This is a genomic window from Adlercreutzia sp. St.1H8 (assembly GCF_059728655.1).
In genome coordinates this window covers 853,846-874,178 of record NZ_AP039376.1, presented here as the reverse complement: position 1 = coordinate 874,178, position 20,333 = coordinate 853,846, and the positions used below count along the sequence as shown (strand labels likewise).

Annotated in this window: 13 protein-coding genes; 1 reads left to right on the top strand and 12 read right to left on the bottom strand. The window is 62.1% G+C overall.

The genetic code is table 11. The annotated features are described in order from the left end of the window. Nucleotides 1–164: 164 nt before the first annotated feature. Complete coding sequence (locus AC6I0Y_RS03165) at nucleotides 165–1,484, bottom strand: ATP-binding protein (protein WP_497733046.1); 1,320 nt, start codon at nucleotides 1,482–1,484, stop codon at nucleotides 165–167. 1,318 nt (nucleotides 1,485–2,802) lie between these two features. Between AC6I0Y_RS03165 and AC6I0Y_RS03160 the strand changes: the two genes are divergently transcribed. After that, complete coding sequence (locus AC6I0Y_RS03160; RefSeq protein WP_497733044.1) at nucleotides 2,803–3,237, top strand: restriction endonuclease subunit S domain-containing protein; 435 nt, start codon at nucleotides 2,803–2,805, stop codon at nucleotides 3,235–3,237. On the opposite strand, the gene AC6I0Y_RS03155 is transcribed toward AC6I0Y_RS03160, so the two are convergent. The 11 genes from AC6I0Y_RS03155 to AC6I0Y_RS03105 all read right to left on the bottom strand — a co-directional run bounded on the left by AC6I0Y_RS03155 (nucleotide 3,197) and on the right by AC6I0Y_RS03105 (nucleotide 20,211). Continuing rightward, nucleotides 3,197–4,048: a GIY-YIG nuclease family protein gene (locus AC6I0Y_RS03155; RefSeq protein WP_160710307.1), complete on the bottom strand. Its 852-nt coding sequence runs from the start codon at nucleotides 4,046–4,048 to the stop codon at nucleotides 3,197–3,199. The genes AC6I0Y_RS03160 and AC6I0Y_RS03155 overlap by 41 nt on opposite strands. A 38-nt stretch (nucleotides 4,049–4,086) precedes the next feature. Then, entirely contained in the window at nucleotides 4,087–7,323 is a 3,237-nt protein-coding gene (locus AC6I0Y_RS03150) for a type I restriction endonuclease subunit R, EcoR124 family (protein ID WP_160710304.1), read from the bottom strand. 24 nt (nucleotides 7,324–7,347) lie between these two features. Beyond that, nucleotides 7,348–7,998, bottom strand: a complete 651-nt coding sequence (locus AC6I0Y_RS03145) for a Fic/DOC family protein (protein ID WP_160710305.1) — start codon at nucleotides 7,996–7,998, stop codon at nucleotides 7,348–7,350. Next, nucleotides 7,988–8,155, bottom strand: a complete 168-nt coding sequence (locus tag AC6I0Y_RS03140) for an antitoxin VbhA family protein (RefSeq protein ID WP_201751054.1) — start codon at nucleotides 8,153–8,155, stop codon at nucleotides 7,988–7,990. Before AC6I0Y_RS03140 ends, AC6I0Y_RS03145 begins: the two co-directional genes overlap by 11 nt. A 45-nt stretch (nucleotides 8,156–8,200) precedes the next feature. Then, complete coding sequence (locus tag AC6I0Y_RS03135) at nucleotides 8,201–9,463, bottom strand: restriction endonuclease subunit S (RefSeq protein ID WP_497733040.1); 1,263 nt, start codon at nucleotides 9,461–9,463, stop codon at nucleotides 8,201–8,203. Further along, nucleotides 9,456–11,963, bottom strand: coding sequence for a type I restriction-modification system subunit M (locus AC6I0Y_RS03130; protein ID WP_497733038.1), 2,508 nt, complete (start codon nucleotides 11,961–11,963; stop codon nucleotides 9,456–9,458). The genes AC6I0Y_RS03135 and AC6I0Y_RS03130 overlap by 8 nt, the downstream gene beginning before the upstream one ends. Nucleotides 11,964–12,082: 119 nt before the next feature. Beyond that, entirely contained in the window at nucleotides 12,083–14,719 is a 2,637-nt protein-coding gene (gene alaS / locus AC6I0Y_RS03125; protein ID WP_497733037.1) for an alanine--tRNA ligase, read from the bottom strand. 240 nt (nucleotides 14,720–14,959) lie between these two features. After that, complete coding sequence (locus AC6I0Y_RS03120; protein ID WP_497733035.1) at nucleotides 14,960–16,519, bottom strand: AI-2E family transporter; 1,560 nt, start codon at nucleotides 16,517–16,519, stop codon at nucleotides 14,960–14,962. A 9-nt stretch (nucleotides 16,520–16,528) separates the two neighbouring features. Next, nucleotides 16,529–17,311, bottom strand: coding sequence for a DUF948 domain-containing protein (locus tag AC6I0Y_RS03115; protein ID WP_497733033.1), 783 nt, complete (start codon nucleotides 17,309–17,311; stop codon nucleotides 16,529–16,531). 284 nt (nucleotides 17,312–17,595) lie between these two features. Next, on the bottom strand, nucleotides 17,596–18,915 hold the full coding sequence (locus AC6I0Y_RS03110; RefSeq protein ID WP_497733640.1) for a replication-associated recombination protein A: 1,320 nt from the start codon (nucleotides 18,913–18,915) through the stop codon (nucleotides 17,596–17,598). A 483-nt stretch (nucleotides 18,916–19,398) separates the two neighbouring features. Next, nucleotides 19,399–20,211, bottom strand: a complete 813-nt coding sequence (locus tag AC6I0Y_RS03105; protein ID WP_160708921.1) for a UTP--glucose-1-phosphate uridylyltransferase — start codon at nucleotides 20,209–20,211, stop codon at nucleotides 19,399–19,401. Nucleotides 20,212–20,333 lie beyond the last annotated feature (122 nt).

Sequence of the window (20,333 nt, the reverse complement as noted above, 5' to 3'; positions counted from 1 at the left end):
CAAAACAAAATCAATGTATAGAAGCTATTTCTTGAGCTCCTTTGGCGTGGACATAGAGAAGCTTGTCTTTGACGTCGACGATTGGTCGGCGAGATGCTTGTTTTTGCCCAGTGCTGCTGAACAGCGCTCTCTGTGCGCGCTCTTCCAAAGGCTCGACTCGCTCATCACCCTTCACCAGCGTGAGGGGTCGTCCACAGGCCTCTATTCGCCATGGCGTAGAGGGGGATGTTTCGCAGCCAGGTTTCGACCCTGAAGCCCGACAGGGAGAGCCGCAGGGGCTCCATTCCCTCATAACGCTCGGAAAACGCGCGAAGGCTCTTCGACCTCAGGTTCTCCTCGGCCTTTACTTCGATGGGGAAGGTGCCGCGCTCGTCTTGAACCAGAAAATCCACCTCGCTTGCCCCGTTGGCTGAGGTCCAGTAGTACGGCCTGTCGCCCACTGCCGCCACCAGCTGCTGGCACACGTACTGCTCGGTGAGAGAGCCCTTGAACTCCGTGAAGATTCGGCTGCCCTCCACCACGGCTTTCTGGCCCAGACCCGACATGGCCCCCAAAAGCCCCGTATCCAAGACGAACAGCTTGAACGCGGCATCGTCGACATAGGCCGAGAGAGGCATTCCCGGCTTGGACGCGCGCTGCACCACGGTGACGAGCCCTGCCTGAGACAACCAGGTGATGGCGCTTCGGTAGTCCCTGGCCCTGGCCCCCTCCCTGATTTGGCCGAAGATGAACTTCTTGTTCTCCTTCCCCAAATGTCGGGGAATCGAGTCCCAGACGGCAAGGATGCGCTCGACCTCGCGCGCATCGATATGCTTGGACATGTCCAGGCGATACGCGAGCAGTATCTGCTCCTGCTCTCTGCGAGCCGCCGAATAGCCTTCCTCCATGAAAGCGAGGACGGCCGACGGCATGCCGCCCACGTAGTAGTAATCTCGTAACAGGGGGATTGCTCGAGCAGAGAAAGCAGACGCGACGGCCCCGTCTCCGGTTACGAGGAGCTCCCGCAGGTTCTCCTCGTGTCGCGCATCGAGAAACTCTTCGAACGTAAGAGGGTAGAGGTTTAGCATCGTCACGTTGCCAACGGGGAAGCCCGTGCCGCTGTGCAGGGTGAGGCCTAGCAGTGAGCCAGCTGCGGCCACGTGCAACTCTGGCAAGTTCTCGCGGAAGTACTTCAGAGACGTGAGCGCCTTTGGACACTCCTGCACCTCATCGAATATCAGCAGCGTGCGTGACGGAACCACACGCTCTCCCGTCTCGGCCTGAATCCCCAGCATCAGGCGCTGGATGTCGTAGCCGCCTTCAAAGAGGGCGACCATGGCTTCGTTGTTATCGAAGTTCACGTAGGCAACGTTGTCGAAGCACCTGCGCCCGAACTCCTTAAGCAGCCATGTCTTGCCGACCTGCCGCGCTCCGTTGACGACGATGGGCTTTCTGCGCGTTGTTGCCTGCCATGTCATCAGCTCTTTCATCAGGTGTCGTTCCATGGGATCTCCTGGAGTCTATTTGGCTAAGGGAAAATCCAAGGATGGTTATTTTTCATAGGGTATTATAACCAATTATGGCTTTTTTCTACGGATGAGATCGACTGAGCCGTAGACGCTCTCGGCTCTCCGCTAGCGCGGCGGGCTCCATCTCCCATCCTGCTCCCCGCGTTCTAGCAGAATTTGCCCGATCCCCAGGAAGGCCTATGATGCTCACGCAATCCAAGTATAAGCCCCACCTTGCTGACAGCATTATCGAAGGACACCCGAAGTCGTCCAGTGCCGTCGAGATCAGGGGCGTGAAATTCTGCGGCAAGACCTGGGCGAACTTGGCCCGCGGTGCCAGAATCGTTCGCCTTGACGACCCTGTCATGCGAAATATGGTCGAGATGGATCCATTGCTCTCCCTTGAGGGAAGGCCTCCGCGCATCGTTGATAAGTGGCAAGGTGCGCCTGCCGTCCAGAACGCCATGCAGCGCCGCATGGACGAGGCGGGGGATCGGCGAGGGCGGTTCGTCCTCACCAGGTCTTCGGCCATTCGCAGAGACGTCACGTCCCACAGTGGGGCTCAGCCCTTTGTTCGCACGCCGGCTGGCGCTCTCGCTTGCACGAAACGCGGGCGTGCCGGCAGCCTACGAGACTCTGCTTGCCGATGCGTTCGGAGAGGAGCGAGTCGCAGCCGATGGCTCTGTCGCCCCCCCAGCAGCAGATCGAACCCTATGCGAGCCTCCTCGAAGAACAGCACCTCATCGAGGATCTTCCCGGGTGGGACGCCCCGCTAAGGCCTCAATCGCATGGCCGCTCCGCGTTCGTCGATCCGTCGCTGCCGGCTTCGCCCCTTTCTACGACGCCGCAGAGGCTGCTTTCTGATACGCGGGCCTTCGAAACGCTCTTCAAGGAACTCTGCCCGTACGACGTACGTGTGCGCATCGACCATGGCGTAGCCGTTCGAGCCGTTCGTTTTCTACTACTCGGATGCAGACAGGCTCGAAGTGGACATCGTCGTCGAGCTTTCAGATGGACGACGGGACGCGTTCGGGGTCGCGCTGAGCGACGCGAGGGCCCCGGAGGCGGAGCGAAACCTGATCCGGCTTCGCGACAAGATAAGGACGAGCCCTGCCCCGCGCAATCCCGACCCGTCATTCCTGGCTGTATTGGTGGGCCAGGCGTCGTTCTGCCGTCAGATGCAGAGCGGGGTATTCGTCATCCCCATCACCGAGCTGGGGAGCCTAAGGGAGCGAGAATCCAGGCGCCAACTTGGGAACAGCGTAGGTTTAACAAACTATCCGAGAGGCGAAGCTATTTTTCTGACGATGCGGAGTTGCCTAGGGTTGAGTACGAAGATATCGTCTCAGGGCAAGGCGTCCTGAATAAGGATGTCGAGGAGAAAGATGATAGGCGCGGTGGGATTGTTTTTGAGCCAGGCGATGTGCTGTACGGAAAGCTACGCCCTTATCTGCGTAATTGGTTAAACCCTCAGTTCAAGGGTATTGCGCTTGGTGATTTCTGGGTGCTCAGTCCGCTTTGCGTAAGTCCTGGGTTCCTGTTTGTTCTTATCCGAACTTCTGCATTCGAACGCGTGGCAAATGAGTCGACTGGAACCAAGATGCCGCGTGCTGATTGGCAGAATGTTTCTAATACCGTGTTTCTCGTTCCGTCCTCTAAAAAGGAGCAGCAACAAATCGGCGCGCTCTTCCAAAAGCTCGACTCGCTCATCACCCTTCACCAGCGTGAGGGACTTTGCGGAAAATATTAGAAAGAGTCTCTCCCTCATCATTCACCCATTCTGTCCATCCGTTGCAACTACCGCCAAGAACGAAATCCGCTGCCATGCTGGGGCTTGTGAAGCTCACGGGTTTCACAAGACGCCACAGCAGCCCTTCGCCCGGAACAATACTCCCCGCAGCCACCATCTCCTCTCGAAGGGCAATGAGGCTCTTCACCGGACTCTTCGTCGAGCCTGGCGTCTTCGCCATATCGATCTCTGACCCCTCAAGCACCTCAAACGTTCCCGCATCGGCGCGATAGCGTCCAATCCCATGCACGTTGCGTCTTTTCGTATGGAAACATCCCGAAGCCGCGCCGTCCTCATCGCCCATTGCGTCAAGCCCGAATCCGAGCAACGTCATTCGGAATAGAATATCCTCATGAAGCAAACTTATGAGCGCCTCATCGTAAGGGCTGACGTAAGGCTTGGGATCGTTGGAATTCTCCACCTCATACGATCCATGATCCCTTATGTACTGGATAGCCAAGGACTCGAGCCCGCTCACAACGTCCATGCTAAAGTCCCCGTCAGGCGTAAGAAACATAACCGCCTTATTCCACCAGTCCTTTTGGCTATTGTGTCCATCCAAACGCGAAATACCCTGAAACGTCTGTCCCGCATAAACCCGATGTATCCTACCCTGCCTCTCGTCAAGAAGATAATAGACTCCTCGCTTGGGGATGCCCAGCAATGCCTTGGCCTCACCGAGGAGTTGCCGAGGGACAACTACGGTAACTAGCGTAGAACCAGCCACTCGGCAAATCTTGACCCCCTCCGGGTCGCCATTTATCACCTGCATGGTGAGCGTCTTCAAATCAATTGTCACGTCGATCCCCCCTACAAATCGAATCCGCCCTCGATCACGAAATCCCTTAGCAGCTTGTCGGCCTTTATGCCTACCTTGAAGACTGGTATCTGCGATCCTTCGAGCTTGGAGAAGTAGTCGCGGGCCTTTTGGCGATCCAGCGTTTCCATGAGCCTCTCGAAGCGACCGAACTCGTCGATGCTGTCCTCGCTTGCACCGCTCTCGAGCAGCTCCGAGAGCAGGGCGGAATCCACGCCAAGAACCTCAGACGCCCGGGCCACCTGCTCGTCCTTGGCGCGACGCTGATACTCGGTCACATAGTCACGGAAGGTCTTGCCTTGCTCCACGAAGGCATCCCCGCCCTGGACGTCGTGAATGAACAGCATCGCGTACTTCTGCTCCTCTTGGGAAAGAGATGAGAAGCTCTTGTGCAGCGCCGCCAGGGCCAGGTCCGTCGCCTCGGCGTCCGGGCCCTCCAGCTCGAGCTGCTTGCGCCACTTGTCGAAGTTCTCGTTCATGTAATCGCGATCAATGCGGGTCGTGTCTATCTCCATGAGGTAACTTCTCAGATCATAGGGAACAGGAGAGTCCCCCTCTGCCCCAGGAGCCCGACTCGCCAGCTCCTTGTACCTTTGGGCCAGTACGAGAAAGTCGCGTTCGGAAAGATCGACGAAAACCGCCGTGGCGTCCGCATCGCTGAAGTCCAGCCCGCTTTCTAGGGCCTCCTCGGCCTTCATGGCGTCGAGAAGCGTCTCGCTGTCGTCGAAGACGTACACGTCCTCTCCCCAGCTGAACCCCTGAACCTTGGCGGCCTCAACCACCAGGTCGAGCTCGCGAAACAGAGATGCGAACTTGGCACGAGCAGCCGGCTCATCGGGAAGTCGCTGAAGATCCTCGACACCGGCACTCGCAAACACTTCCCTGATGGCGCCGAACGTTTCGTTCAGCGTGACGAGGTTTGCCTCAAGCTTGGGAACGAACAGGCCGAACGGCTTGTCGCCCGAGTACAGCGCCACCGCCTCTTCTATGTTTCTCTTCATCGTGTGAGGACGGCGATAGTAGCGGATGTTGCCAAAGGGCTTCTCGTTCTCGTTGAAGAGGCGATTCGTGCGGCTGAAGGCCTGGATGATCATCTCGTAGCGCAAGACCTTGTCGAGAAAGAGCGTGTTGACCCATTTGGAGTCAAAGCCCGTGAGCATCTGATCTACTACGATGAGGATATCCAGGCACTCCTCACGCTTGCCATCGATGCCCAAATAAGGCCGCTTATGGGACAGCCGGTTAGACACATCGAGCTTGAAGCGAGCCCATCCTGGCAGGTCATAGTCCGTTCCGTACCGCTCGTTATAGTCGGCGATAATTCCCTCCAGCGCTTCCTGCTTGATAAGGGCGCGATCGATCTGCCCTTGCTCGTTGTCCACCGAGGGGTCGACCAGCACCGTGACGGCTAGGGTGGGATCGGCCTCGCGCAGCAATCGGTAGTAATCGAGCGCCTCCGGTATGGAGTGGGTGGCGAATATGGCGTGGAACTTACGATCCCGAGTCAAGAAGGAAAATCGGCGCACGATGTCGGCCACAACCTGGCGCTGGTGATCGGTCGGCGCCGTCTGCTCGGCCGTTCCGTATTGCGCTTCGGGAAGCTTTGACTCCACACCCTGGCGCAAGGTTCCTGCCTCATCGTACCAAGGTCCCATGGGCAGCTCGTTCATGTAAAGGTTATACACCTGCGCTCGCTGGGGATCAGCCAGGGCCTCGCCTACCGACGAAGCCTTCGCCTCGCTCAAGGCAACGGTCTCGCGCACATCGGCATCAGGAAACGTGGTGACCATGTACGTGTCAAATCCGAGTACGTTTTCGTCTCGAATCCCATCGGCGATGCTATAGCGATGAAGCTCGTCGCCAAAGACGTCCACCGTGGTATTCAACTTCTTGTTGTTCTCATCGTGAATGGGAGTTCCCGTGAAGCCGAACAGAAGAGCCGCCGGGAAGGTCTTGCGAATGGTTTCCATGTTTTTGCCGAACGTGGAGCGGTGACATTCGTCCACGATGAACACGAGGCGCTTTGCCCTGATGGCCGACAGATCAGCGGCACTCAGGTCGTCAGCCTCTAGGTTGCCCATCTTCTGGATGGACGTGACAATAAGCGTATCGGCCGGATCATCGCTCCTCAGCTTCGCCTTGAGGTCATCGGTGCTCTTGGTTTCCTGCACCCTCTCGTCCTCGTTGGCGAAGGCCTGGTACTGCTCCAGCGACTGCGTTCCCAGCTCGATGCGATCCACAAGGAACACGACCTTGTCCGCATCGCGCGACGCGGCGATGAGCTGGGCGCATTTGAAGCTCGTCATGGTCTTGCCGCTGCCCGTGGTATGCCAGACGTGACCGCCCTTCAGTCCTCGCTCACCCCATCGCCCATCACGATTGATCTTCGTCACGCGATCCGATATCCGACTCGCCGCGTAGTACTGGTAGCTGCGCATGACCTTCAGCACCCCATCGGAGTCATCGGCCACCGTATAGTATCCGATGAGCTGATGGGCCATGGGGATGCTCAGCAGGCTCTTCACGACGCTCTTCCAATGGTCGACGGGGTTGTTGTTGAAGTCGGCCCAGTGAAACTGGAACTTCTCGTTGAAGGCGCCGTCAGGGCCCGGATTGGCGAAGTAGCGGGTCTGGTCGGGGTTCATGGCTACGAATACCTGAACCAGGGAGAACAGGCCCGAAAAGACCCCCTCCTTGGCATACTTCTCAATCTGCCCCGCCGCATCGCCCACGGGGACGCCGCTCTTCTTCAGCTCGATGTGAAAGAGGGGCATGCCGTTGATGAGCAGCATGAGGTCGCCTCGGCGGTCGTGACCGAGCTTGGACTTGGCGGCATACACCGGCTGGCGCACGACTTGATAGCGGCTGCTCCCTCCCGCGATCTCATCAGGATCGAAGATCTTGAGGGCGACGCTCTTTCCCCTGTGAAGGTCGTCGTCGGCGCTATCGCGCGTGATTATGATTTCCTCGCCGTTTATGAGCTTGCTCAGGGCAAGCGGGGTTCTCAGGGTCTGGATCTGACCCATGATCTGCGCCATCTCCGTATCAGAGAGGGGGACGCCGTTCAGGCGGTCACGGTGCTTGTTCCGATCGAAGAGAATCGCCGCCCAGTTGTCGATGAGCTCTTGCTCGGTAGGACGGACGATCACGTCGTCCACATCTCCCCAGCCGTAGGAGCACAGAGCCTCCACCACCGCATCCTCGAAGGCCGCCTCGCTATCGAACACCATCGGAGATCCTTTCCGCAGATCCTGCTATCGGTCAGAGAGCCTCAGAAGGCCCTGGTTTATTGGCATGGCGGGGTCAGTCGGCCTTGCGATACGCGTAAATATCCGCACCAGGCCAGACAGGTTCCCCTCCTCCGCGGCAGCACGACTGGCCTCGTCGTTCTCCTCCCCGCTCACCTGGCACCAATCCAAATCATAGCCCGCATCGTGGCACAGGAGCGTCCAGAAGAGCCGCTGGGCACGACCGTTTCCCTCACGAAACGGATGGATGAAGTTGTAGTTGTCGTAATGATAGGCCAACCGCTGCACAAACTCATTCGGAGGAAGGCGCTTGAGCAGATTGTCCTTGGCGAGTTCTTCTTGCGACCAGGCGAATCCCATCTCGATATTGGCGGACGGCAGGAAGAACTCGGCGTTCTCCGTGTTCTTGCAGATCTCCACGGTACGGGGCACGCCAGCCCAGTCGTAAATGTCCTGAAAGAGCCACTGATGGATGACCTTGAAATCCTCCAGAGATCCCATGGGGCGCAAAGGAAGCGCCTCGAGAAACTGCCCCATGCGCATGGCCACAAGCTCGCCCTCCGCGTTTCTCAGCGCATCGTAAGAAACGGCCCCAACAAGGTTGCGCAAGACGCCTGACGAAGGGTCAAGGTAGGGGTCGACGAACTCATGCCCCATGGGACGCTGCCTTCTTCTTGGAAATCCAGCGGCGCTTGGTGCGCGTCATGAGCTCTTCGATGGAGATGTCTCCCGCAACATACTCATCCGCATCCTTCCGAAACTCGGCAGACACGTAGGCACCCTCCATCTCTCCGGAGTGTATGGCCTCTTTCATCAAACGTTCGCGATCCATAGGAGCCTCCCATCGCCAGCGTAAGCGCTAGACGAACATCTTATCGAGCAAACCCTGCTTGACGTTCTTGAGAATATCGACCTCACGCTGGTGAAGGGTGATGAGCGAGTCGAGCCTTTGGAAGAGCGCGCCGATTTGCTTCTGCTCTTCGATCCGTGGACAGGGAACCTCGAGCTCCATCACCCTCTTCTTGGAAATATTAAAGCGGGAAATGCCTTGAGCCAGCAACGCCAGGCTGCTTCGAACGCTTTGCGACCTAAGCATGTAAGCAAGATAGTACGGCTCGAAGATCCCCTTTTGCCTATAGCCGAAACAAAAGCTGTTCAGGTAGACATTCGGCCGGTCAGCCAGCCAAACCGAAGACATGCCAACTTCCTCCGGCGTTTCAGATGAAACCGTAAACAGCACATCGCCAAACTTCACCCTATTTTGCCTCGAATCGATTTCGACAGATTCAAGCCTTTCTACGTCCGTGATTGGGTTGTCGAAAACATTGGTGTAGGGAACAAAACTGGCATCACCATGTCCGAAGTCTTCTTTGGTTTTGCCAGACAGGCCGCCATAAGTTACACCATAATCCCCCAGCTTACGCTGTTCCCAAGGATCGGTGAAACCGGCGAAACGGAGCTCGGGGACACTCTCGCCCTCTTTTGGAAACATTCTGTCGAGCAGTGATTGTTTGACAGTCTTTAATTTGTCAACCTTACGCTGGTGAAGGGTGATGAGCGAGTCGAGCCTTTGGAAGAGCGCGCCGATTTGCTTCTGCTCTTCGATCCGTGGACAGGGAACCTCGAGCTCCATCACCCTCTTCTTGGAAATATTAAAGCGGGAAATGCCTTGAGCCAGCAACGCCAGGCTGCTTCGAACGCTTTGCGACCTAAGCATGTAAGCAAGATAGTACGGCTCGAAGATCCCCTTTTGCCTATAGCCGAAACAAAAGCTGTTCAGGTAGACATTCGGCCGGTCAGCCAGCCAAACCGAAGACATGCCAACTTCCTCCGGCGTTTCAGATGAAACCGTAAACAGCACATCGCCAAACTTCACCCTATTTTGCCTCGAATCGATTTCGACAGATTCAAGCCTTTCTACGTCCGTGATTGGGTTGTCGAAAACATTGGTGTAGGGAACAAAACTGGCATCACCATGTCCGAAGTCTTCTTTGGTTTTGCCAGACAGGCCGCCATAAGTTACACCATAATCCCCCAGCTTACGCTGTTCCCAAGGATCGGTGAAACCTTTGAATCTCAGGGTGGGCTTGCGCTCTGTTTCCGACTTACGCTGCTCAGTCATGCTGCCCACCGCCCAGGAGATTGCGCAGCTCGGCGATGCCGAGCATGTCGAAGTCGTTTCCGACAAGCTGCCCCAGCATCTCGTCGAGCTCACGTTCCGTCTCGCTGATCTGCTGGGCCACATCGGCATAGGTGTCGCCGTACTTGTCCTCGAGTCCCCCTATCTTCGCAACCAGCTCGTCGACGGCCTTTCGGGGTAGCGCTTCCAATGCCTCCACAAGCGGATCGATCCACTTTCGCTCCAGCAGCTCATGAACCTGGGCGTCGGATAGCCCCTTCATCGCCTCAGCCGTCGCAAGCTCCAGTGCGCCCTCCGCCTCTTTCACCGACTTCTTCAGCGCCTTCTGACGCTTCTGCAGCGCGGCAAGCTTCTCCTGCTTCTCCGTCACCTCGTCCTCGGTCAACTCGGACTCCGCCGCGTCGTCCTCTTCCGAAGGCAGCTCTTCTGCCAGGGCGTCGCACTCCCCCTTCACGCAAGCAAGATCTTCCGTTAGACCCCTCAGAGCCTCGAGTTCGTCAGCCAGAACCAGATCCTGCACCAAGTCAAAGGGGATGACGTGCCCCTGCCAGCCCTCCTGGACTTCGACGTCCTTGCCGTTCTTCTTCTTGATGACAAGTCGCGGATCGACGACGCGCGCCGCTTCGAACCCCTCGGTCTGCAGCATCTCTAAATCAGCGGCGACAGATTCCCAGGCATCGTCAAGCGCCTGGAACGCATGATACTTGTCGAGCAGGGGGAAGAGCTCCATTCGCCCGAAGATCTCGTCGGCAAGCTCTTCCTTGGCACCTAGGGGATCGACCGATTCCCAGTTGCCTACAAGCTTTCTCGCAGCATCGGCGCGAAGAGCCCCGAAGGCCTCGTCGTAGCGAGCGAAATAGGCCTTCACCGCCTCATGATCGAGAACCGCCTCCTTCAGGTCATCCACGCAAAGGCGAGCACAATGTCCGTCATCAGACCCGAAGGCAGACTCCCTCAGGCCGGGAAACGCCTGCCAGAATCTTCCCAGATCGTCGATTTCAGCAAGGGGGATACCCCCGAACATGGAGGCATACAAGTCCCATGTCTCCACTGGATCCGACGAGTCCACGTAGCGAGGGATGTTCAGGTTGTAGTCGTTCTCGCGAATCTCGTCCTTGCTGACGAGGCGCGAGAAGCCCTCGACCGTTGAGCGAGAATCGACGACGTCGACAATCCGCCTGATGTCCGACGACCTCAGCCTGTTGTTCTTCCCGTCCTTCTCGAAGCCCTTGGAGGCGTCGACGATGAGCACATCGCTTTCCGGGCGGTTCTGCCTCAATACCATGATGATGGTGGGAATGCCGGTGCCGTAGAAGATGTTCGCAGGCAGGCCTATGATGGCGGCTATCTTGTCGTTTTCGATAAGGTTCCGGCGGATCTGGCCCTCCTCGCCGCCGCGGAACAGAACGCCATGCGGCAAGACGATGCACATGATGCCGGACGGCTTCAGGTGGAAGAGATCGTGAAGCAGGAACGCGTAGTCAGCCTTCGACCGCGGAGCCAGGCCGTAGTTCGAGAAGCGGGGGTCCACGTCCTTCCCATCCGGCTCCCAGCGCTGAGAGTACGGCGGATTGGACACCACCGCGTCAACATAGAGCGGGTCATAGGTTCCCGACGGGTCGGCGTCATCGAAGTACGGCCAATCGTCTTCGAGCGTGTCACCATTGCGAACATAGATGTTCGCGGCGCTGATTCCGCGCATGACCAAGTTCATCCGCGTGAGGTTGTAGGTGGACTGGATGAGCTCCTGCGCGTAATAGACGATGCCGTCCGCATTGCCCATGCGACGCTTGACCGCCTCGCCGATGGTGATGAGCAGCGATCCCGAACCGCTCGTAGGGTCGTAGATGCGTATGTTGTCACGCTCATGAAGGTGGTCGGCCACGATCTCGGACATGAGCTGCGACACCTCGTGGGGCGTGTAGAACTCGCCGGCCTTCTTGCCAGCGCTCGATGCAAACTTCTCGATGAGATACTCGTAGATATAGCCGAGCACGTCATAGCCCTGGCGGCCATCCATGGGAATGGATTGGATGAGATGGATGAGCTCGCGTACGGATCGCGTCTGAGAAGCGGCGTCTCCCAGCTTGGACAATCCCGTCTGCAGAGTGGCAAACACGCCTTCGAACAGTCTCTTGCGCTTGGGGCTCACAAGACGGCTGAACGCCGAGAGCGCATCGTAGACACGCGAGATGGTGAAGTCGTTCCCCTCGGCAATCCACGTGGAGAAGAGGTTATCGTAGGAGATGAAATAGCCCAGGCGATTTTGGGCGTACCCTACGGTCTCAGCATCCTCCTCGGTGAGCTCCGTCATGTCAGCGGCCGTCATGCCCTCCTTAAGGAAGAACTGCTCTTCCTGCTCGGAAAGGTACTTGTAGAAGATGAAGCCGAGGATAAAGTCCTTGTACTCGCTTGCCTCCACCTTCCCGCGCATGCGGTTGGCGGATTCCCAGATCTTGGATGCGAGCTGATGCTTGTTCATAGGTTCGTTTCCTCCTCGCATAATCGCAGGTAAGGCGATTATACCGGACACCGGCATAACGCAAAGCGCCCCGCGCGCGGGTGGCGGCGGGACGCTTCGGGGCCTTCTTCGCGAGAGCGCTACAGGATCATGTCGCGGGCGATCTGGAGGGCGTCGTCAATGCCCTCGGCGTTCTTGCCGCCGGCCTGGGCCATGGTGGGCTTGCCGCCGCCACCGCCCTGGATGGCCGGCCCCATGGCCTTGATGAGCGCGCCGGCGTTGAAGCCGGCGGCCACGGCCTCGTCGGAGCCGGCGGCCATGAGCACGGGCTTGCCGTCGCTCACGCTGGCCGCTACGAGCGCGCCAGGGCGCTCCATGCGCGAGCGCACGACATCCCACAGGTTGCGCATCTGGCCGCCGTCACCGACCTCGACGCGCGCGATGATGACCGGATAGCCGGCCGGAGCCTCCTGCACCTGGGCCAGTAGCCCGGCCACAGCATCCCCGCCGATGGCGCCCTGGGCGCGCTTGCTCTTCTGCTGGAGCTCCTTGAGCGCCTTGACGTTGGCGGCCGCGCGCTCGGCCACGTCCGAGGGCGACACGCGCAGGGCGGCCGCGGCCTCCTTGAGCTCAGCCTCCATCTTGTTGACGTAGGCGAGCGCACCGTAGCTGGTCACTGCCTCGATGCGACGCAGGTTGGCGCCCACCGACGACTCGGAGACGATCTTCGCGAAGCCGATCTCGGCGGTGTTGCCCACATGGCAGCCGCCGCACAGCTCGCGGGAGAACTCGCCGGCCGCCACCACGCGCACCGTCTCGCCGTACTTCTCGCCGAACAGGGCCGTCACGCCGTCGGCACGGGCCTCGTCGAGGGAGGTCTCGTAGATGGTGGTGGGCACGGCCTCCATGATGCGCAGGTTGGCCACGCGCTCCACCTCGGCGATCTGCTCGGGGGTGAGGGCCTCGAAGTGGGTGAAGTCGAAGCGCAGGCGGTCGGGGCCCACGTAGGAGCCGGCCTGCTTGACGTGCTCTCCGAGCACCTGGCGCAGGGCCGCGTGGAGGATGTGGGTGGCCGTGTGGTTGCGCTCGATGGCCGCGCGACGCTGGGCGTCCACGCGGGCGACCACGGCGTCGCCCACCGCCAGGGGGGCGTCCTCGCAGCGCACGGAGTGGACGGTGAGCCCCTTCTCCGGCGCCTTGGTGTCGAGCACGTAGACGTGCCCCTCGCCGTTGTCCATGAGGCCGGTGTCGCCCACCTCGCCGCCCATCTCGGCGTAGAAGGGGGTGACGTCCAGGACGACCTCGCCGGTCTCCCCCGCCGCCAGGGACTCCACGCGCTCGCCGTCGCGCACGAGGGCGGCCACGGAGGCCTCGGCGGCCGTGGCGTCGTAGCCCACGAAGCGCGTGGGGCCGAGCTCGGCCAGCAGGTCGGCGTAGACGCCGCCGTAGGTGGACCAGGCGGCCTCGGCGTCCTTGGCGCCGGCGGCGCGGGCGCGCTCGCGCTGGGCGGCCATGGAGCGCTCGAAGCCCTCCATGTCCACCGTCACGCCGCGAGCCTCGGCTATCTCGCGTGTCACCTCCACGGGGAACCCGTAGGTGTCGTGCAGGGTGAAGGCCTCCTCGCCGGCCAGCACGTCGCCCTCCAAGTTGGCGAGCGCCTCCTCCAGAAAGCTCTGGCCCTGGCGCAGGGTGGCGCCGAAGCGATCCTCCTCCGCCAGGATGAGCTTGCGCTCCAGCTCGCGGTTCTCCACGATCTCGGGGTACACATCTCCCATGAGGCGCACGATCTCGTCCACGTACTCGTTGAGGAACGGGCCCTCGATGCCGATGAGGTGGGCCTTCATGATGGCGCGGCGCAGCAGGCGGCGCAGCACGTAGCCGCGGCCCTCGTTGGAGGGCAGGATGCCGTCGGCGATCATGAAGGTGACCGCGCGGCTGTGATCGGCGATGATGCGCAGGGCCAGGTCGGCCTCGGGGTCGTCGCCGTAGGCCTTGCCCGAGAGGCGCTCGCCTACGCCCACCAGGCTGCGCAGCACGTCGGTGTCGTAGTTGGACTGGACTCCCTGCATGATGGCAGCCATGCGCTCGAGGCCCATGCCCGTGTCGATGTTCTTCTTGGGCAGGGGCAGAAGCGTGCCGTCCTCCTGGCCGTCATACTGGGTGAACACGCAGTTCCAGTACTCGAGGAAGCGGTCGCAGTCGCAACCCGGCGCGCAGTCAGGGCTGCCGCAGCCGAACTCCGGGCCCTGGTCGAAGTAGATCTCCGAGCAGGGGCCGCAGGGGCCGGTGGGGCCGGCGCGCCAGAAGTTGTCGTCCTCGCCGAGACGCGAGATGTGATCCTCGGGCACGCCAAGGCCCTTCCAGATCTCGATAGTCTCGTCGTCGTCCTCGAACACGGTGAAGTACAGGCGCTCGGCCGGCAGGCCAAGCACGTTGACGGAGAAGTCGTAGGCCCAGGCGCACATCTCCTTCTTGAAGTACTTGCCGAAGGAAAAGTTGCCGAGCATCTCGAAGAAACTCAGATGGCGGCCGGTGGTGCCGATGATGTCGATGTCGTTGGTGCGCACGCACTTCTGCACGGTGGTGGTGCCGATGTAGGGCTCCTCGAGCTGCTTCTGCTGCAGGAAGTAGGGCTTGAACTGCACCATGCCGGCGCTCGTGAGCAGAAGCGACGGATCGTCGGGGATGAGGGAGGACGACGGCATGCGCTTGCAGCCCTTGCCCTCGAAGTAGCTGAGGTACTTCTCGCGGATCTCGGCGGTTGTCATGAATTCCATGGGTTGCTCTTTCTGTCTATGGCGAGGGCCTGCCGGCCCGCTTTCCCGTGACGACGCGCCGCCGGGGCGGACACGCTGACGGAACATTATAGTACGGAAGGCGCCCGGGCGGCGGCCGAGCGGCGGGGAAACACGATCCGCTGACATGCCGCGCCGACGCGGGCGCGCCGCACCGGCGTCGGGCGGAATCGCGAGAGACGGCGGCGCGTCGAGCCGAAACGTACCGACGCGCGCGGAGCGCTAGCCGTGCTTTCCCTTGGCAGGCGGCCTTCGATCCTTCTTCGCCTTCGCGGCCTTGCCCTTCTTTCCCATGGGGGCCGGGCTCCAGCCGGCGAACGGACCGCGACGGCCCTCGGCACGCGCCAGCTCGATGCGCTCCATGGCGGCCGTGGAGTCCGGATGCGGCGAGACGGCATCGGCCATGGGGTCGGGAGCGTTGTCGCTCGTCTCGGACGTGGTGCCCTTGAAGAAGACGCCGTCCTCAGCCACCACGCGACGGCCGGTGCGCTTCTCGAAGTAGTAGACGAACACCGACTTCATGACCGCCACCGCGGGGATGGAGGCGAGCATGCCCACGAGCGAGCCGAGCAGGCCGCTCATGGCACCGCCGAGCGCCGAGCCCACCATGAGGGCCATGAGGGTGAGCGCCGGGTGCACATCGACCGAGTTCGACATGATCTTAGGCGAGATGAACGTGTAGACGAACTGCTGGACGAGAATGGTGCCAACGAGCGCGATGAGGGCCGCGAGCGGGCTCACGAACACGGCGACGACAGCTGTCGCGGCGCCGCCGAGCCACGGGCCGATGATGGGGATGATGTTGAGCACGCCCGTGATGCCGCCCAGGGCCGCAGCATTGGGGATGCCGAGCACCGCGAACAGCACACCGCAGACGATGCCGATGATGGCGCATTGGAGCAGGGTTCCCTTGATGTAGCCGCCCATGACGCGGGTGAACGTGTAGTGGAGGAACTCAGCGTCCTCGATGCGGCGCTCGTCCAGGAGGCGACGGCACTCCCGGCCGATGGCAGGCAGCTCCATGAGCACCCAGAAGGCGATGACGAGCGCGAAGCCCAGGGCCATGAGACCGTTGGCGATGACGGTTCCCACGCCGATGAGGCCCGACGCGCTGCCCTGGGCCACCGCAGACGCCCAGGCGGTGAGGTTGGACTGCACCTCGTCGATGAGGTGCTTGACCGTAGCGTCCTCGAAGACGTGCGCATAGCGGGCGTAGAGGTCGTTGCCCCAGGCGGAAAGCGCCTCCACATACTGCGGGATGGACGACATGAGGTCGGCGAACTGGGCGTTCAGGCCGAACATCGGCGAGAACAGCAGGAAGGCGAAGAACCCGAGCACAAGCGCCATGGCCACGTAGGCGAGCGCCGTGCCCACCGTGCGGTTGACGCCGCGACGCTCAAGCCCGTTGACGACGCCGCGCAGGCAGAACACGATGACCACCGTCCAGATGACGATGGACACCGGCACCGAGAGGATGCTGAGCAAGTAGACGACGACGCCCGTGAGCAGGATGGCGCCCACCGCCGTCCACACATCGAGGAAGCGCCGGCGCGCCTTGTCGGCACGCAGGGCTTCCTGGGACACGGCTTCCCCGGCTGCGAGCCCTGCGGCCTCCACCGATCGGGCGGCCTCCTGGGCCTCAGAGCCCGGGGCGTGCACGTAGCCGTCGGCCTTGGCATAGGCCTCCACGGCCTCCTCCACCGGCGGCAGGGTGATGGTGTCCATCACCGAGGGGCGGCGAGGCGCCTTCGGCGCGGGCTTGGAGGGGTCGGGGAGCTTCATGGCGAGCCGCTAGCGCTGGTCGGCCTCGGGGGCGATGGTGGTATAGCCCGAGCCTGCCGTCGGCGCGGTATCGGCATCGACGGCATCGACGATGGTGTCGGTCATGGTCGCAGCGGTATCGGACAGCGACTCGCCGCGGGCATGGGCGGCCTCGGTGCGGGCCGCGCGGGCCTCTTTGCGCTCATGCATGCGGGCGCGCTGCTCAGACACGGCGGCGCCAGCCGCGTCAGAGGCGGCGTCCACGAAGTCCCTCACAGCATGGCTGCCGGACGAAGCGGCCTGGCCGAGCTGCTCGGACTCCTTGCTGGCGTAGCGCGGCTTGAAGCGGGAGCGCACGCGGTCGGTAACGGAGTTCACCAGCTCGAGCGGGGCGTTGGTGACGGTGTCCACCGTGTCGAGGGTGTTAGACACCGACTCGGTGATCTGGGTGACGTCCTCCAGGATCTGGTCCACGCGCATGATCTCCAGGTTGGCGGCGTCCACGGTGAGCGAGACGCGGTCGACGAGCGGGTCGATCTTCGCGGAGACGGGCTCGAGCGACGCGGTGATGTTCTCCACGTGCTCGATGGTGGGCTGCAGCTGCTCGGTGAGCTTGTTCACGTTGGCCACGGCCGGCTCGAGCGATGCGGTGATCTTGCCGACGCTCTCCAGCGTGGGGTCGATCTGCTGCTTGACGGACTTGACCGTCTTGCGCGCCGTGCGCACGGTCATGACCAGCTCGACGATGAACCACACCAGGGCGACGCCGACGAGCGCGTAGACGATGGGCAGGGCGATGTTGAGCAGTTCCATGTCAGCCTCCTCGTTGACTTGAAAGCTAAACTATAGCACTTCGCGGTCTTCAGAGGCCTATTCTATACAGGCCCCTCACGCTTTTACGCGCCGGGGATTCCCCCGATGCCTCCCCGTTACCTGGCAGGAAGGCCGGCGATGCACGCCGAGGGCCTCTCGCCCACCCCCCCCCCGAACGCACGCGGCAACGCCTGCGGAGAAGGTGCCACGAGCGATCCCCGTTAGGCGGCCCGCCCATGCTCTCGGGCGCGCGGCAGGGCGACGCCCCCCTGGCAGACGCCGGCTCAGGATTGCGCGTCGGCGCGGTCACGGGCGGCGGCATCTGATCGATAGGCCTCCCAGCCGCGGACGCCCGGCTGGTAGAAGGCGCCGCGGGCAAGGCCGTCGGGCAGGTACTGCTGCTCTACCCAGCCGGCCGGGTAGCTGTGCGGGTACTTGTAGGCTCCATAGCTTTCCGATCCGGGGCGGTGGCGGTCACGCAGGTGGTCGGGCACCTTGCGCGCGGGCCCGTGGCGCACCTCCGCCAGGGCGGCGTCGATGGCGGCCTCCGCCGCATTGGACTTGGGAGCGAGCGCCAGGTAGATGGCGGCCTGCGCCAGGTTGATACGGCACTCCGGGTAGCCGATGACCTCGACGGCGCGAAAGGCCGCCGCAGCCACGAGCAGCGCCTGGGGATCGGCGTTGCCGATGTCCTCCGATGCGGCGATGTACATGCGGCGCGCGATGAACTTCGGGTCCTCTCCCCCGTCGATCATGCGGGCGAGCCAGTAGACGGCGGCATCCGGGTCTGACCCGCGCATGGACTTGATGAACGCCGAGATGACGTCGTAGTGCATGTCCTTGTTCTTGTCGTAGGGCAGCGTCCGGTGCGGCGTGGCCGCGCGCACCATGGCCTCGGTGATGGCCACCGGTGCCCTCTGCGTGCCCGGGGGTACCATGCCCGCCGCTAGCTCAAGGGTGGTGAGCGCCGTGCGGCCGTCCCCGCCGGCCAGCAGCACGATGGCGTCACGCGCCTCGTCCTCCAGCGCGTAGAGGCCGCCGAGCCCGCGCTCGTCGGCCACGGCCCGCGCGACAAGCTCTGCGATGTCCTCGTCTGCCAGCGAGCGCAGCTCCACCACGCGTGAGCGCGAGATGAGCGCCGAGTTCACCTCGAAGAAGGGGTTCTCGGTGGTGGCGCCCACGAGCACCACCATGCGGTCTTCCACCGCATGGAGCAGGGCGTCTTGCTGGGAGCGGTTGAAGCGGTGGATCTCGTCCACGAACAAGATGGTGCGCAGCCCACCCATGAGCAGCCGCTTCTCCGCAGCATCGATCTCGCGCCGGAGGTCTGACACCGTGCCGCCGATGGCCGACACCTCCACAAACGTGGCCTTCGTCGACTCCGCGATCACGTGCGCGAGCGAGGTCTTCCCCGTGCCAGCCGGGCCGTAGAGGATGACCGAGCTCAGCGTGTCCTGCTCGATGGCCGTGCGCAGCCAGCTGCCCGGCCCCACGGCCTCGGCCTGGCCCACCAGCTCGTCGAGCGTGCGGGGGCGCATGCGCACCGCCAGGGGAGCCACCCGGCTGCGCTCCGCGTTCTCCATTTCAGTAAACAGCGTATCCATGGCGGCCATGGTACCACGGGCCGGCGGCTAGGACGACGAGAACAAACAAATGTTTGAAATATCATTGACGATCTGCAAGGATTTGACAAACTCCTCAAAGTGTGGATGGGAAATTCACAAGATGCCCACCGGGCATTCATGGCTTATTCAAAGGGTCACGTTATACTGGGTACCAGCAAGTGCGAAGGTTCCCCTCCTACTCCACTTGCCTGCTTTGGAACGAAGCAGAAGCGGCTCCGAGGAGCCGCGTCATCCCCTCCTTTCGGCCCGGTGGAGCTCCCCTCTCCACCGGGCCACTTCTTTCTCCGGGGCCGTGGGGCGGCACATCTGCTCCCCGAGGGCCCTCCTCGCGTACCGAAGCGCGCCGCGTCGGATCCTTGGGCACCTGCGCCGCCCCACGGCCCCGACAGCGCCTCGCGGGCGGCGCGGCAGCCCTCCCCCCCCACAAGAAAACGGCCCCGCCAAGCGGGGCCGTTCTGCTTCTTAGGCGTGGGCTCTGCGGTAGAGCTCGTTGTTGGTCTCGAGCCAGCTTTCCACGGTGCCGGTGTCGAAACCGTCGGCCGGGTCGACGATGAGCGCGTACATCTCCTCCTCGCGCAGCACCGCGTCAAGCGCGTCGGTCAGCTGGATCTCGCCGCCCACGCCTGGCTCCACGTCGGCCAGCAGCTCCATGACCCGCGGGCTCAGGAGGTAGCGGCCGAACACGGCCAGGTTGGACGGCGCGTCCTCGAGCGCCGGCTTCTCCACGAGCGAGTCCACCTTCCACACGTCAGCGGCCACAGCCTGGCCGGCGATGACGCCGAAGCGACTCACCTGGTCGTCGGGCACGGGCATGACGGCGATGACGCTCGCGCCGCCGTGCGCGTCGGATACCGCCTGCATGGCCGGCAGCATCTTGTTGTCGGGCACGAGCACGTCGCCGAGCAGCACGTAGAACGGCTCGTCGCCGGTCTTCTCAGCGGCGCAGCGCACCGCGTGCCCCAAGCCGAGCGCCTCCTCCTGGTAGACGTAGCTCACGTTGTAGCCGCCCACCTTCTCCACGGCGTCGGCGTAGGCGTCCTTGCCGCGCTCACGCAGCAGCGCCACGAGCGCCGGATCGGGGCTGAAGTGATCCTCGATGGACTTCTTCTCGCGGCTGTTGATGATGACCACCTCGTCGGCAGCCGAGGCCAGGCCCTCCTCCACCACGTACTGGATGGCCGGGCGATCCACCACGAGCAGCATCTCCTTGGGCTGGGACTTGGTGGCGGGCAAAAAGCGGGTTCCCAGACCCGCAGCGGGGATGAGCGCCTTCATCGAGCACCTTTCTCTTGAGCCTGCGCCTCAGGGCGCGCGAAGGCGGCATGCGCGGTGCCGCCGGGATGAGGCCATGATACTACAGGGCGCCTTCGAACCCCGCCATCTGAGGCGCTTCCTGC